Below are 13,921 nucleotides of genomic sequence, written 5' to 3' on the forward strand. Positions count from 1 at the left end.
TCAGGTTTTTTCCAGTGCCGCACAGGCGGCGCGCAGCATTGGCGCATAGCGGTCGAGGTGCGGTTCGATCCGGTAGACCGGACCCGCAATCGAAATTGCGTAGCACTCGCCGGACAGCCGCACCGGCCATGCCAGCGCCCCCACGTCGGGCATCGACTCGCTCAGGTTCACGTAAGCGCCGCGTTCGCGCGCCTGCTGCAGATCCGCCTCCAGCGCGGCGGGCGTGGTCAGCGTGCGCGAGGTGAACGCCTGGAAGGGCAGTTGCGCGAGCAGCGTCGCGCGTTCGGCCTCGTCCATCGCCGCCAGCAGGGCCTTGCCGATCGAATTGGCATGAAGCTCGCGGCGCTCGCCCGCCGTGGCGATGTATCGAATCGCATGTGGTGATTCAAGCACATCCAGATACACCACCGCCTGCCCTTCATGCAGTTTGCCGATGACGATGGTTTCGCCGGTGGCGTCACGCAACTCGCTCATCGTGCCGTGCACGCGATCCAGCACCGGATCGTGGCGAGCAATCTGCTGCGCCATCGCCAGCAGGCGGCCGGTGGGGTAGTAGCCTTGGCGGCGCGCGGTTTCGTAGAGATAGCCGAGCGAGGTCAGCGTGCGGATCAGCGCCAGACAGCTCGACGCCGGCACGGCCAGCAGGCGGGCCAGTTCCGACAGCGACAACGCCCGGCGCTCGCGTGCGAACGTTTCGATGATTTCGATGACGCGCAGCGCCGTCTTGACGTTCATCGACGACGGTTTGGCAGCGGAAGGGGCGGGGCGCTCTGGCATGGCGGGCGGAGTCTTGGGGCGTCTGAATGTGGCGTCTGATACCCGGCGGACTGTAGCACGGGCCCGAATGTCCGGTCGATGTGGCTGGCTGGGTGGCTGCAATGCCGCAAGCGCAGGTTCCCGGAGTCGGCTAGATTTAAGACTGGAGCGAGTTTGCGCTACATCAAAGCAACAACAACCTCCACGCTTAGAGTGACGTGTGAGAATCTCCGCCATCCTGGCGGGGACTGCCATTCCAAAAGGAGCCCCACATGTATCGCAACATCATGGTCCCGATCGACGATAGCCACTGCTCGTCCCGCGCGCTGGACGAAGCCGTCCGGCTGGCCCGCGCCACCGGTTCAAATCTCGAGATCATCCATGTCATCGACTACGGTTTCCTTAGGGTGCGCGCGCATGGTGGAGAACTGGAGGAGGAGCACCAGCATCGCGTGGCGGCCGGCAATGCGCTGCTCGTCAAGGCCCGGCACCACGCCGAGCGCGCCGGGATCAAGTTCACCGAGCGGCTGCTCGACGATAAGTCCACGCTCGGCGACGTTGCGAACCGGCTGATCCATGACATCCAGGACAGCAAGCCTGACCTGGTGGTCATCGGCACCCACGGCAAGAGCGGGCTGCAGCGCGTCGTGCTTGGCAGCGTGGCCGAAACCCTGGTGCGCCACGCTTCCGTTCCCGTATTGGTGGTGCGTGGGGACATTCCGCTGGCCGAGGAAGTGGCCGCCGGCCAAAGCACCACTTCCGCGTAATTCCCCATCCCAATCCTTTCCCGATCGAATCGCTAGTGGCCGACCTTGAGGTCGGTCCACGCTCGATTCCACGCCCGCCGTGTGCGGCTGTCGAGGTCGTTCAACTGTTCGAGCCGCTGTCGCTGCGTGACACCCGGCGTGATGACCGGGTCGGCCAGCAGGTCTGGCCGGATGAACGCGCGCGCCGCGGCATTCGGATTGCCCGCGCCGATGGCATTAGTGATCTCAGCGGCATTTTCAGGGCGCAGCATGAAGTTGATGAACCTGTACGCCAGCGCGGGATGCGGCGCCGTCTTTGTGACCACGAAACTGTCGGCGGTCATGCCATTGCCCTCGCGCTGCAGTGACGAGGTGATCGAGAAAGCCCGGTGGGTGTTGCGCGCGTCCAACCCGGCCTGATAGACATCGCTCGAATAGCCGAGCACCACCCAGATATTGCCGACCGTAAGCTCGCGGATATAGCTCTGGCTGTTGAACGCCGCCCAGTAGGGCAGCGCGGCGCGGATGGCCGCCTCGGCTTCGCGCAGTTGCGCAGGGTCCGTCGAATTACCGGAGTGGCCCTTGTAGCGCAACGCAGCCGCGATGACTTCGCGGGGGTCGTCCAGCACGGTGACACGGCCCCGCAGCTTCTCCAGCATGTGCGGGTCGAAAACCAGCGACCATGACGACGCATCGAGCCCCAGATCGTGCAGGCGCGTGGCGTTGTAGCCGACCAGCGTGATCGTGAAATCGTAGGGCAGGGAATAGACGTTGCCCGGGTCAAGCGGCGTGTTCAGGAACGCCGGGTCGATATTGCGAAGATTCGGGATGGCGTGCTTGTCCAGCGGCCGGAGCAGCCCCAGGCGGATCAGCGCCGGAATGCCGTAGTTGCTCGGACATATCACGTCGAACCCTTGCGCGCCGCCCGCAAGCTTGGCCAGCGCTTCCTCCATCGAACCGAAATACGTCAGGTTCACGTGGCAGGCGCATTCGGACTCGAATCGGGCAATCGTCTCGGGCGACAGCGCGTTGTTCCAGGTGAATACGTTCAGGTCTTCCGTGGCCATGGCCAGGCCAAAGCACCCCATCAGCGTCAGGCTCACCAGCAGATGGCGCACCTTCGTCCATATGCGATGACTCATAGTTGCGCCCTCCAGACGTCGCGCGAAACGCGATAGGCCGTGAGCGACACGGCCAGTGTCAGCATCATGAGGATGGACGAGATCGCATTCACTTCCGGCGTGACCGCGATCCGGATCATCGAGTAAATCTGCAGCGGCAGTGTCGGTTGGCCGGGCCCCGCCGTGAAGAAGGTCACGACGAAGTCGTCCATCGACAGGGTGAAGGCCAGCAACGCGCCCGCGAGGACGCCCGGCAGCATCAGCGGCAGCATGACATGCCACCCGGCCTGAAGCGGTGAGGCGCCGAGATCGCGGGCGGCGTCGATCAGGCTCTCGTCGAGCCCTTCGAGCCGGGCACGCACCACCACGGCAACGAAGCCCACGCAGAACGTGATATGCGACAGCGCCACGGCTGTCAGGCCGAGATCGATATTCACGGCAACAAAGAACAACAGCAGCGACACCCCCATCAGTACCTCGGGCATCGCGATCGGCGCGAGCACCAGCGTAGCCAGCAATGGCGGCCGGTAGCGGTGCAGCGCGATGGCGGCGAGCGTGCCGAGCACGCATGACGTGCCTGCCGCGATCGCGCCGATCATCAACGAGTTCCACGCCGCACCCAGCATGTCCGGATCGCTTGCCAGCACGTCATACCAGTGCAGCGTGAAGCCGTCCCATTCCGCGTTCAGGCGTGAGTCATTGAACGAGTAGGCCACGACGATCAGCAACGGCAGGTACAGGAACGCATAGACCGCGCAGCCCAGGCAGGCCACCCACACAGGCCAACGGGGGCGATTCATGACGATCTCCTGCCAGTGGCCACGGCGGCCGGCGCGGGTTGCGCTGGACGATGGGCGGACTTGTGCGTACCCCGCTGCGAGGCGGCACGCGCCGTGCCCTTCACGCGTGCCGCCAGCGTTGCCAGTCCGATCAACGCCAGCACGATGCCCACCAGCGCCAGCGATAGCGCCGACCCCAGCGGCCAGTCTCGGCTATCGAGGAACTGCTGCTTGATCAGGTTGCCGATCAGGATCGATCGCGTGCCGCCCACCAGTTCGGGCACGGCAAAGATCCCCAGACACGGTGTGAAGACGAGCGCGATGCCCGCGTAGACGCCCGGCAGCGAAAGCGGCCAGATCACCTGCCAGAAGCAATGCCAGCCATTCGCGCCCAGGTCGCGCGCGGCATCGAGCAGCAGGGGGTCCTGCTTTTCCAGGCTGGCATAGAGGGGCAGGATGAAGAACGGCAGGTGCACGTAGACCAGCACGAGGATGACGGCAGCGGGGGTGTAGAGCGCTTCGACCGGGGCGAAGCCCATCCAGCCGATGAAGCTGTTGACGCCATGCATCAGGTATCCGCGTGGACTCAGGATGATCATCCACGCGTAGATCCGGATCAGGAAGTTCGACCAGAACGGCAGGATCACAAGGATCAGCAGCAGGTCGCGCCGTCGCTTGTCGCTGCGGGCAATCCACCATGCCAGCGGGTAGGCAGCCACCAGGCAGATCGCGGTGGTCAGCGCGGCGTAGCCGGCTGATTTGAGAAACAGCCCGGCATAGAGTGGTTCCTGGATCAACTCGCGGAGGTTGTCGAGCGTGAACAGGTCCGGCCAGTGCCTGATCATGGTGATGGCCGCGGCGGTGGTCAGACCCTGGTCAGGCGGGATCAGCGGCAGCAATCCGCCGGACTCCGCCGGTGTCCGGAATGCCGCCACGATCATGATGGCCGATGGAATGCCGAAGAATACGAGCAGGAAGGCGATGGGGATGCCACAGACAAGCCAGCGGGCCAGCCGATCCGCGCGCGTGATCATGGCCGTCTCTTTGCCTCACCGGCTTAGAAACACGCCGGCGTTGCCGGGCCAGTCGAGCTCGACGCGATCGCCCCGCGTAAACTGCCCGTCGGTCACCGGCCCCGCGTTGGCGACCATCGTTTGCAGCCGGTGTCCGCTGGCAAGCTCGACCGTGTACAGCGTGACATCGCCCTGGTACAGCCGGTCGACGACGGCGCCTTCGAGCATCGGCGCGCTGGCGTTGCCGCCGGGCGATGCGCCACGTGGCCGCAGCTGGATTTCCTCGGGCCGGATGGCGACGGTGCCGCGGCTGCCGATGGCCAGCGCTTGCCCCGCGGGCATGTCACGCTCGCCCACGCCGGCGATGCGCACACGCAGGCGCGCCGCGCTCGATTCCGCGACGGTGGCATCCAGCAGATTGCAGGACCCGATGAATCCGGCCACGAATGTCGTGGCCGGTGCGCGGTAGATCGCTTCGGGTGTGTCGAGCTGGACGATGTGGCCTTCATGCATCACCGCGATGCGTTGCGAGAGCGCCAGTGCGTGGGTCTGATCGTGCGTGACGTAGATGAACGCCACGCCCAGTTGCTGCTGCAACGCGATCAACTCATGAAGCATCTGGGTTTGCAGCGCCGCATCGAGCGCGGACAGCGGTTCGTCGAGCAGGAGTAGCCGGGGACGCGCGGCCAGTGCTCTGGCGATGGCCACGCGTTGACGCTGTCCGCCGGAAAGCTCGTGCGGGTAGTAGCGCTCGAAGCCTTGCAGACGGACGTTTTCGATCAGGCTGCCCAGGCGCCCGTCGATTTCGTGGCGCGGTAACTTCTGCATCCGCAGCGGAAAAGCGATATTGGCGGCCACGGTCATGTGCGGGAAAAGCGCGTAGCTCTGGAAGACCGTGTGCATGGGGCGATGCTCGGGTGGCACGCCCTGAAGGCTCTTGCCATCGAACAGTACCTCGCCGCTATCGGGCTCGGAGAAACCGCCGAGCAGCCGCAGCAGGGTGGTCTTGCCGCATCCCGAAGGCCCCACGAGCGTGAAGAATTGCCCCGATCCGACATTGAAGCCGATATCGTCGAGGACCGGCCGGCCGCCGAAAGACTTGGACAGGTGATGAACTTGCAGCAGGTCCATGCACGCATTCCTCCCGCGCCGGCGCCGACGATAGCAATGCGGCGTTCAAGGCCACATCTACAACTGCATGATAGAAGCCCGCGCGTGATCTGGCGGCGCCAGCAGCGCAATGTTAGGGGCAAGGGGAGAAGCGTCGTGGCGCGAACGGCCACTGGGCATGAAAGTGCGATTGCCAGACCACCTTGGGTTGGCAAGGTGGCCCGGCAACCGGGTCTGGCGGGACTTCGCGCGCCTGGGCGCGCACGTCGTTACTTCTGGCCGGCGGCAGCGTGAGCAGCCGCGATCGCCGCATCGCGCTCCTTGGCCGCAGCCGCCTTGGCCTCGTTGTAGACCTTCTTCGCTTCGGCAACCTTCCGGTTGTATTCCTTGCGTGCCGCGTTAACCTCTCCGCGCATCTTGACGATGGCGTCATTGTTGCCCTGCGCCGCCGCCCCGGAGGCCGACTGCGCCCAGGCCGGGGCAGTGCAAAGTGTCGCGGAAATCATGATCAGGCTTGCCAGATATCTCATGCGGTTCTCCCGTGGTTAGCGTTTTACACCTTAGCGTGTGACGAGGGCGATCTCTATTGGCCCAAAGACTAACGGTGGCGCAGGATGCCCACCGCAGGAAAGCAAAATACGACAACTCCTTGCGTCGAATCAAAGGGCAATCGGCGTAGGGGACTATCACGGGTACTAGGCCATATGCAGTACGTTGGCTGTACTTGGAATGCCTGCTATAGCGTCTACACTCGACAAACTCCTCACCGTGAAGGCCCTGCCATGTATCTCGCACCTGGAACCGAGCCAGATCGTTCAAGCCCTGCAATTCCCTCCGCGTCGGGAGGTGGCTCGATGCGTCGCCCGGCATCGGGCGAACACGCGATCGACCGGATTGCGGAGCTTTATGGCGCACCCAGGAAACTGGTCGAGCGGGAATTCTGGGACGCCTGGTGCTCACTATCGTCCGATGCGCGGATTCTGGACTACGTCGTGGTGCTGGCGGAGCGGCGCGTCATCAAGGCACTGCGCGGACGATACGCGGCTGGCCCGCACTGATGGGCGTCTTCGGGTCTATCAACTCCGCCTGCCCATTACCAGATAGAGCCCGATTGCGGCCATGGCCATCCCCGGCCATGCCGCGAGCGGAATCGACTCGCCAAGCACCGCGAAGGCGACCACCGCCGTCATCGGTGGCACGAGGAAGAACAGCGCCGATACCCGCGAGGCCTCGCCATGCCGGATCATCGCCAGCAGCAGCGAAATGGCGATGATCGAATTGCCAATCACCAGGTAGGCCAGCGATCCGAACAGCTCCGGCGTCCATGCCACATGCATCGGTTCGAGCGCATAGGCCAGCGGCGCGGTGACGACCAGCCCGACGGCGTACTGCACGAGATTCGAGGCCACCGGATGCACGGTCGTGCCGAAGCGCTTTTCCCACAACGTGCCACCTGTCATCGCCAACAGCGCGAGCAAGGCGAATATCAGCCCGGCAGGGGTGGCCACGTCGATGGACGATCGGGATGTGATGACGATCACCGCGCCCGTTACGCCAAGTGCCAGCCCAAGCCATCGCACCCGGTCCACGCGTTCGCCGGCGATGGCTGGCGCGAGCAGCCCGATCAGGATCGGTTGCTGTGACGTGACGAGCGCAACCGCGCCGGCCGACATGCCGTGTTTGAGACTCAGATAGGTGAACGAGAAATAGCCGGCCTGAATCAGCAGGCCCACCATGCCCAGATGCAGCCAGGGCTTGATGCCCGGCGGGAACGCAGGGCGGATCCAGAGGCAGGGGACGATCAGCAGGCCGACCACGCATGCATAGCGCAACGCCAGAAAGGTCAGCGGATCGGCGTGGCGCAGGCCGAGCTTCAGAAAGACGAATCCGCCGGACCAGAGCAGCAGGAATAGCGCGGGCGCTACGCGCAGCCACTGCGTGTTCGGTGTGGCGCCCGGCGTTGCGGCGGGTACCTCATACGTCGGGCGTTCTGACATGCCTGGCTGGCGGGAGCGGGGGATGGGGCGACAGTAGCACTTTCCAGCCCGCGCCGCCTAGCGTGCTTTCCCGATCAGTGCGCCGTCATGGATTCGGCGGATTCGGCTTTCGCCGTTTGCATAGCCGACGCGCGCGCGGCCGCAAGCCGCCGGTATCGGCCAAGCGCCCACAGCGGGAAGTACGCTGTGTACCCGTGGTACTTCAGGTGGAAGATGCGCGGGAAGCCCGGTGCGTTGTGATACGGGTGCATCCAGAAGCCATCTTCGTTCTGCGCATCGAGCAGATACGCGGCGCCACGATGCACCGAATCCGCATCTCCTTCGCCGACGGCCATCTGTCCGAGCATGGCCCACGCCGTTTGCTCGGCCATGCTGCCGTCTTCGTGCTTGCCGGCCAGTTCCGGGCGGGCATAGCTGTCGTTCGTCTCGCCCCAGCCGCCGTCGGCGTTCTGCTTGCCGCGCAGCCATTGCAGGCCGTTGCGCACCATCGGCAGCTTGCGATCGACACCGGCGAGCCCCAGGCCCGCCAGCACGCTCCAGGTGCCGTAGATGTAGTTGGTGCCCCAGCGTCCCCACCAACTGCCATCGGGCTGTTGCGTGTCGCGCAGGTACTGGATGCAGCGCTCGCGTGCGGTAGCGTCCTGCGGACGCTCGGTGATGCCAAGTGCCAGCAGCACGCGGCCGGAGACGTCCTCGGTTGGAGGATCGAGCAGAGCGCCGTGATCGGCGAACGGGATCGCATTGAGAAAGTCGCGATCGCAGTTCGCATCGAACGCGCCAAAGCCGCCGTTGCGCGACTGCAGCCCGATGATCCAGTCCAGACAACGCGCGACGGGCATCTCGTAGCGCCCGGGCTGGCCGGTGCGCTTGCCACGCGCGTGAAGCATCGCCAGGACGACGGCCGAATCGTCGATGTCCGGGTAGTACGGGTTCTCGTACTGGAATGCCCAGCCGCCAGGCGGCGTGCTGGGCGCAGCATTGTTTTCCCAGTCGCCGCGCAGGTCCAGCACCTGACGATCGGTGAGCCAGTCGTAGGCGCGGGCGATGGCGGTTTCGGTGCGTGCGTCAGAGGGTGCCTGTTCGAGCGCCATCACGCTCCAGGCTGTGTCCCACACCGGCGACAGGCAGGGCTGACAATACGACGAACCATCGTCGCGATGGACCACGAGCTTCTTCAGCGCGGCCTTGCACTCCACCCGCAACGGATGATCCTCCGGGTAGTCGAGCAGCACCATCATCTCGTAGCTGTACACCATCGGCGGGAAGATGCCGCCGAAGCCGTCTTCACCGTTCATGCGGGCTTCGGACCATTCCACCGCGCGCTGGATGGCCCGGCGGCGCAATGCACGCGGAATCAGCGGTTCGAGATGGCGAACCACGCGGTCCGCGACCAGAAACGCTTGCTGCAGCCCACGCTTGCGCGGGAAGTATTCGCGCTCCAGTTCGGGCGGCGTGACGAACAGTTCCTGCACATGCACGCCAAGCGGATTCTTCGCGGCGGCGCGTATCGAGCACAGCACCAGCAGCGGCACCATCGTGGTACGCGCCCAGTAGGCCACCTTGTCCATGTGGATCGGCGCCCAGCGCGGAAACAGCACGAATTCCACCGGCATGAACGGCGTGCCGCGCCAAGGGATCTCGCCGAAGGTCGCCAGCAGGATGCGCGTGAACACGTTCGACTTCGCCGCGCCGCCGCGCGCCAGGATGGCTTCGCGCGCCCTGACCATATGCGGCGCATCCGGCGGATCGCCCGCCGCCTTCAACGCGAAGTAGGCCTTGACGCTGCAGGAGATATCGAGATCGCCGCCGAAGTAGAGGTCCCATGCGCCATGGCCGTCGAGCCGTTGCACCGCGCGCAGGTACTTCGCCATGCGGGCCTGCAGCGCGGTGTCGATCTCGTCGACGAAGTGCATCATCAGGATGTACTCGGCCGTGATGGTGGCATCGCATTCGAGTTCGAAACACCAGTGGCCGTCGGGGTGCTGGCGGTCCAGCAATGCGTCGCGTGCGCGGACGATCGCAGCATCGAGTTCCGATGCGGGGATTGTTTTTCTGGTCATGCTTGTTGAGGACGGCAGTGCGTTAATTGCTCGAGCCGGCGAACCAGCTCAGCCCGTTGAGCCGGGGGAATGGCGCGATGGCCAAGAAGATCGGCCAGCCAGAGCCCGTCAGCCGCCAGCCGGCACAGGAGCAGGCCGATGGGGTCCTCGCATTGCGCGAGGTCCGTATTCAGGCTGCCGGATTCCCATTCCTGGTAGGGCGTGCGGAACTCGGGACGCGCCATGATGAGCATCATCGCGGCCTTCCACAGCTCGCGTTCGCCGGATTCGGCGAAACCATCGGCGGAGGCGCGCAGATAGGCCCGTGTATTGCGTCCCTGGGCATCGGTATCGGATTCGGCCAGCGTGGCAACCTGGCCGGTGAAATGCTGGAGCACCTTGGCAGACAGGGCTTCCAGCAGTTCCTCCTTGCTTGAGAAGTGATGCTGAAGGCCACCCTTCGACACACCGGCGCGTGTGGCGACAGAGTTAAGGGTGACGGCGCCGATGCCTTCCTCGACCAGCAGGTCGATTGTGGCGGAGAGCAGGCGGTCGCGTATCAGGAGCGGTTGTTTGGGGCGGCGGTGGGCTTCACTCATGGACCCGGAAGATACCATCCGGACGGATTGTTTTCAATTCGTGGACGATTGCCATGGATTGCGCATCGCCATGAACGTCCAGGAAAAAAGTCCGGGGAAGACCGGTGGCCGAGGATCTGGCAGGGGTAAGCTCATGGTCACGGCGCTGGCACGTCCCGAGCAAACCATGCAAGAGCTTGCTTTTCGCACCCTGCTATACCGGTACTTTTTCTTCGACTGGCTGTTCAAGGACGCCAGTCGAGGCGATCTGCGCGAGCGCTCGGCCGCGTGGCGCTTCAACCAGGCGCACGCGCACTGGCTGCTGACCTATCTGCGCCGCTGGGTCTGGTGTGGTGCGCTGTTCTGCCTGCTCGGCGGTTCGATAGAACTGATGCTGAGCGCGCCAGTGCTGTCGGCGTTCTTCTACGTGCCGGGCGTGCTGAGCGTGCCCATCAACGTCGTCATCTGCGTGCTATGGGTCGGGCTGAAGACGCTCCCCGGGCCGATGTGAAGTCCCCGGTACACCAGGGCTCAGGGTCTTCGTGTCTCAGGGTCTTCGCGTCTCAGGGTCTTCGTGTCTCAGGGTTTCGGTTGGGGCACGCTCGCGAATCCCGCGCGCTTGTGCGAACCATCGCAGAACGGCTTGTTCTCGGAATGGCCACAGCGACATAGCCAGACCTGATCCCCCTCGAACGTGAACGGTACGCCGGCGGGGGTCACGATGGTGATCGGCCCCTTGATGCGGTAGGGCCCGTTGTCCTGCACCGTGACGGTGACGGCCCTGTCGTTACCAGTGTCATCCATGACATCCCTCCTTCAGGCTCGGTATCTGCCCGCGTGGCCGGAGCCTGTCGGGGACTGTACTCCGAATTTGTCCGCGCCGACGTTCTCCGGACACACGCGTTGCGCACTATGCTGAATCCACCACGGGCTGCGCCGGCGGGTCCGCCGCGCGCCTCTGCCCGGCGCCGTGGTGGCTATTCGAAGGAGAGCGTTTCATGGATATGCAGCAACTCGTTTCTGAATTCCTGGCTTCCGATCACGGCACCCAGGCGGCCCAGGCGCTGGCCGATCAGGGGGTCAATCCGGCCGATGCTCAGCAAATGCTCGGGCAGGTCGCGGAGACCGCTCACGCCCACGTTGAAGAGCAGGGTGGTGGCCTCCTGGGCGATCACGCAGGCAAGAGTTTCTTCGCGGCGTTCGCGGCGGGACTGGTGCATGGCGATGGATTCTTCAAGTCGCTGACCGAGGGCGGTGAAGGCATCCTGACCGGCCGCGTGGCCGAATCGCTCGGCGAGAAAATGGGGCTCGACCCCGGCACGGCGGCGACTGTCGCGGCCGCCGCCACACCGTATATGGTGGCGTTCCTGAAGGAGAAGCTGGCTTGAGCGTTGAACCGCTGTCGGCGCCGGATTGAGCCGTTGCAGGAGCCGTTGCAGGGGCGGTTGCCGCAGCCGATCGCGCGGGCCGATCGCCGATTTCAATATCGATCGAAGGAAATGCTTGCGCAAGAGTGGCAGTGTCTATACAATGCGCTCCCTTCAACAGGCTCGTAGCTCAGCTGGTTAGAGCACCACCTTGACATGGTGGGGGTCGTTGGTTCGAGTCCAATCGAGCCTACCAACGCATCACGCAGAAACGGACGGTCGCCATATTTGGCGCCGTCCGTTTTTGTTTTCCGGGTCCGCCGGAGATGGTCGCGATGACTCGGCCGCGATGTCTCCGACGTGATTACTCCGCCGTCGCGCCGCTGCTCTTGATCAGGCGGGCCATGATGGGCTCCGCCGTTTCGAACGAGCGGCGGAATTCCTCGGGGCTGTTGCCGACCGGTTCCAGCGCCAGCGAGTCGAGCCGCGCGCGCATGGCGGGGGACTGGATCGACGCGCGCGCTTCTGCCTCGACGCGCGACAGGATGGCGGCCGGCGTGCCCGAGCGCGCGAACAGGCCGATCCATGCCGGCGGACGCATCTCCTGGTCCTTCATGCCGGCCTCGGTCATGGTCGGCACGTCGGGCATTTCCTTGATGCGGTTATCGCCCATGACGGCCAGCGCGCGCAGGCGACCGCTCTTGATCTGCGGCCCGAGTGTGGTGACCGAGCCGATGGCCCAGGCGATATTGCCGGCAAGCATGTCCTGCACCATCGGGGCCTCGCCCTTGTAGGCCACGTGGATCATGTCCAGGTGACGGGTCTGGTTCAGGTGCGCGCCCACCAGATGGGGAAAGCTGCCCACCCCATACGAGCCGAAGCTGACCTTGCCCTTGTTCTTTGCCGCCCAGTCCAGAAACTCGGGCACGGTCTTGACTGGCACGTCGCGGCCCACGGCCAGCACGAGCTTGCCGACGCACAGCTCGGAGATAAAGGCCAGGTCGCGGCGCACGTTGTACGGGACATTCGCGTACAGGTAGGGCGTGTTGATCAGCGGCGTCGAATGCGTGAGCAGCAGGGTGTAGCCGTCGGGTGCGGCGCGTGTGACGGCCTGCACCGCGATCACGCCACCGCCACCGGGCTTGTTGTCGACGATGATGGTCTGTCCAAGACGCTTGCCCATGTCTTCGGCCAGCGCGCGGGCCATGACGTCGGTTGCGCCGCCGGGCGGACCCGGCACCACGAACGTGATGGGCCGCGACGGATAGGTCTGCGCAGGGCTGGCCGCGCTCCAGGCCATGATGCCCGCGACGAGCAGTCGTTTGATGAACATTGCGTGTCTCCTTTCTATGTTCCGGATGTGCGGTGGATCCCTTGTCGCCAAGGTAGCGGACATCCGGAATGCGAGAACCCGCCAAATAGAATGGGCGGGATTGCCCTATCAGGGTCAGTACCGTGGCGCCGTGTGTGTCGGTAACGGGCTCTACGCCGGACGGTCGCCGATGATCGTCGCCCGGTTCATGTGGCGCACGGCCGGAAAGTAGTCCTGCACGGCGTAGTGCTGGGTGGACCGGTTGTCCCAGAGCGCCACCGTGTTGGCGCGCCAGCGCAGCCGCACCTGGTACTCGGGCGCGGCGGCCTGCCGGAACAGGTACTGCATCAGGTCCATCTCAGCCATGCGGAAATCCGAGCCGATGCGGTACGGCTGCATCCGCGCGTAATTGGCGAAATGAGTGGTGAAGCCCTCGTTGACGTAAAGGATCTTCTCGCCCGTTTCCGGGTGGGTGCGCACTACCGGATGAACCATAGGTGGATACTTGGCACGCATTTCGTCGTAGCGCTCGCCATCCATGCTCTGACCGAAGGTGGGCATGGCGTCGTGCACGGCCCGGAGTTCGGCGATGCGCGTCTTCACGTCCTCCGGCAAGGCCGCGTACGCGGCTGCCATGTTGACCCAGATGGTGTCGCCCCCGATCTCGGGACACTCCACGCAACGCAGCATCGAACCCATCGACGGGAGCTCGCGCCACGACACGTCAGAGTGATACAGGTTCTCCCGGCCGCGCTTGTCGCCGCCGCGCCCGAACACCACCAACTCCGGATGATCGGGGTGGTGGCCGATCATCGGGTGGACCTCCAGTTCGCCGAAGCGCCGCGCGGCGGCAACATGCTGGGCGGGGGTGATGTGCTGATCGCGGAAGAACAGCACTTTGTGGTCGAGCAACGCCTGTCGCAGCGCGCGGTAGGTGGTGTCGTCGAGGTTGCCCAGGTCCACGCCGCTGACTTCGGCGCCGATCGTCGGCGTGCAGCGGTGGAGGGTGAAGGGCCAGGCTCTGGTGTCCTCGGCGTTCTTGGTGTCCTTGGTGTCCTTGGTGTCGCTGGTTCGCATGGCAGTCTCCTTGGTGTCTTTTGTCT

The 13,921-nt window shown here is 64.7% G+C and carries 16 protein-coding genes and 1 tRNA gene; 5 read left to right on the plus strand and 12 right to left on the minus strand.

Annotation, left to right across the window (positions count from 1 at the left end):
- A complete protein-coding gene (locus tag RMET_RS22645; protein WP_029310094.1) occupies window positions 1-735 on the minus strand; it encodes an IclR family transcriptional regulator in 735 nt (244 codons plus the stop codon).
- A 293-nt stretch (window positions 736-1,028) separates the two neighbouring features.
- Here RMET_RS22645 and RMET_RS22650 point away from each other — a divergent pair, with 293 nt between their 5' ends.
- The gene (locus tag RMET_RS22650; RefSeq protein WP_011518877.1) at window positions 1,029-1,523 is read left to right on the plus strand and encodes a universal stress protein; all 495 of its coding nucleotides are present in this window, start codon (window positions 1,029-1,031) and stop codon (window positions 1,521-1,523) included.
- A 32-nt stretch (window positions 1,524-1,555) separates the two neighbouring features.
- Here the strand turns inward: RMET_RS22650 and RMET_RS22655 are convergent, their stop codons facing one another.
- The 5 genes from RMET_RS22655 to RMET_RS22675 form a co-directional block, all read right to left on the minus strand.
- Window positions 1,556-2,644 carry an ABC transporter substrate-binding protein gene (locus RMET_RS22655; RefSeq protein ID WP_011518878.1) on the minus strand — a complete coding sequence of 363 codons (1,089 nt, stop codon included), beginning with the start codon at window positions 2,642-2,644 and terminating at the stop codon, window positions 1,556-1,558.
- Window positions 2,641-3,423, minus strand: a complete 783-nt coding sequence (locus tag RMET_RS22660) for an ABC transporter permease (protein WP_011518879.1) — start codon at window positions 3,421-3,423, stop codon at window positions 2,641-2,643. The genes RMET_RS22655 and RMET_RS22660 overlap by 4 nt, the downstream gene beginning before the upstream one ends.
- Window positions 3,420-4,436, minus strand: a complete 1,017-nt coding sequence (locus RMET_RS22665) for an ABC transporter permease (RefSeq protein WP_011518880.1) — start codon at window positions 4,434-4,436, stop codon at window positions 3,420-3,422. Before RMET_RS22665 ends, RMET_RS22660 begins: the two co-directional genes overlap by 4 nt.
- Before the next feature lie 15 nt (window positions 4,437-4,451).
- Window positions 4,452-5,546, minus strand: coding sequence for an ABC transporter ATP-binding protein (locus RMET_RS22670; RefSeq protein WP_011518881.1), 1,095 nt, complete (start codon window positions 5,544-5,546; stop codon window positions 4,452-4,454).
- Between the two features lie 248 nt (window positions 5,547-5,794).
- Window positions 5,795-6,055, minus strand: a complete 261-nt coding sequence (locus tag RMET_RS22675; protein ID WP_011518882.1) for a hypothetical protein — start codon at window positions 6,053-6,055, stop codon at window positions 5,795-5,797.
- 324 nt (window positions 6,056-6,379) lie between these two features.
- Between RMET_RS22675 and RMET_RS22680 the strand changes: the two genes are divergently transcribed.
- Window positions 6,380-6,583 carry a DUF3562 domain-containing protein gene (locus RMET_RS22680; RefSeq protein WP_008651536.1) on the plus strand — a complete coding sequence of 68 codons (204 nt, stop codon included), beginning with the start codon at window positions 6,380-6,382 and terminating at the stop codon, window positions 6,581-6,583.
- 18 nt (window positions 6,584-6,601) lie between these two features.
- Here RMET_RS22680 and RMET_RS22685 read toward each other — a convergent pair whose 3' ends face one another.
- From RMET_RS22685 to RMET_RS22695, 3 genes are all read right to left on the minus strand, one after another.
- On the minus strand, window positions 6,602-7,522 hold the full coding sequence (locus RMET_RS22685; RefSeq protein ID WP_011518884.1) for a DMT family transporter: 921 nt from the start codon (window positions 7,520-7,522) through the stop codon (window positions 6,602-6,604).
- Between the two features lie 74 nt (window positions 7,523-7,596).
- Complete coding sequence (gene shc / locus RMET_RS22690) at window positions 7,597-9,582, minus strand: squalene--hopene cyclase (protein WP_011518885.1); 1,986 nt, start codon at window positions 9,580-9,582, stop codon at window positions 7,597-7,599.
- Window positions 9,579-10,160, minus strand: a complete 582-nt coding sequence (locus RMET_RS22695) for a TetR/AcrR family transcriptional regulator (RefSeq protein ID WP_024570807.1) — start codon at window positions 10,158-10,160, stop codon at window positions 9,579-9,581. The genes shc and RMET_RS22695 overlap by 4 nt, the downstream gene beginning before the upstream one ends.
- Window positions 10,161-10,326: 166 nt before the next feature.
- Here RMET_RS22695 and RMET_RS22700 point away from each other — a divergent pair, with 166 nt between their 5' ends.
- On the plus strand, window positions 10,327-10,650 hold the full coding sequence (locus tag RMET_RS22700) for a hypothetical protein (RefSeq protein WP_024570806.1): 324 nt from the start codon (window positions 10,327-10,329) through the stop codon (window positions 10,648-10,650).
- 68 nt (window positions 10,651-10,718) lie between these two features.
- Here the strand turns inward: RMET_RS22700 and RMET_RS22705 are convergent, their stop codons facing one another.
- Complete coding sequence (locus tag RMET_RS22705) at window positions 10,719-10,943, minus strand: CDGSH iron-sulfur domain-containing protein (RefSeq protein WP_011518887.1); 225 nt, start codon at window positions 10,941-10,943, stop codon at window positions 10,719-10,721.
- 194 nt (window positions 10,944-11,137) lie between these two features.
- Between RMET_RS22705 and RMET_RS22710 the strand changes: the two genes are divergently transcribed.
- Together RMET_RS22710 and RMET_RS22715 are read left to right on the plus strand one after the other, a co-directional pair.
- On the plus strand, window positions 11,138-11,527 hold the full coding sequence (locus RMET_RS22710) for a hypothetical protein (protein WP_017513452.1): 390 nt from the start codon (window positions 11,138-11,140) through the stop codon (window positions 11,525-11,527).
- Between the two features lie 158 nt (window positions 11,528-11,685).
- Window positions 11,686-11,762, plus strand: a tRNA-Val gene (locus RMET_RS22715).
- 108 nt (window positions 11,763-11,870) lie between these two features.
- On the opposite strand, the gene RMET_RS22720 is transcribed toward RMET_RS22715, so the two are convergent.
- Together RMET_RS22720 and RMET_RS22725 are read right to left on the minus strand one after the other, a co-directional pair.
- On the minus strand, window positions 11,871-12,839 hold the full coding sequence (locus RMET_RS22720; RefSeq protein WP_008651543.1) for a Bug family tripartite tricarboxylate transporter substrate binding protein: 969 nt from the start codon (window positions 12,837-12,839) through the stop codon (window positions 11,871-11,873).
- Between the two features lie 150 nt (window positions 12,840-12,989).
- Window positions 12,990-13,895, minus strand: a complete 906-nt coding sequence (locus RMET_RS22725; protein ID WP_011518888.1) for a TauD/TfdA dioxygenase family protein — start codon at window positions 13,893-13,895, stop codon at window positions 12,990-12,992.
- Window positions 13,896-13,921: the final 26 nt, after the last annotated feature.

It is taken from the genome of Cupriavidus metallidurans CH34 (genome assembly GCF_000196015.1).
Lineage (GTDB): Bacteria > Pseudomonadota > Gammaproteobacteria > Burkholderiales > Burkholderiaceae > Cupriavidus > Cupriavidus metallidurans.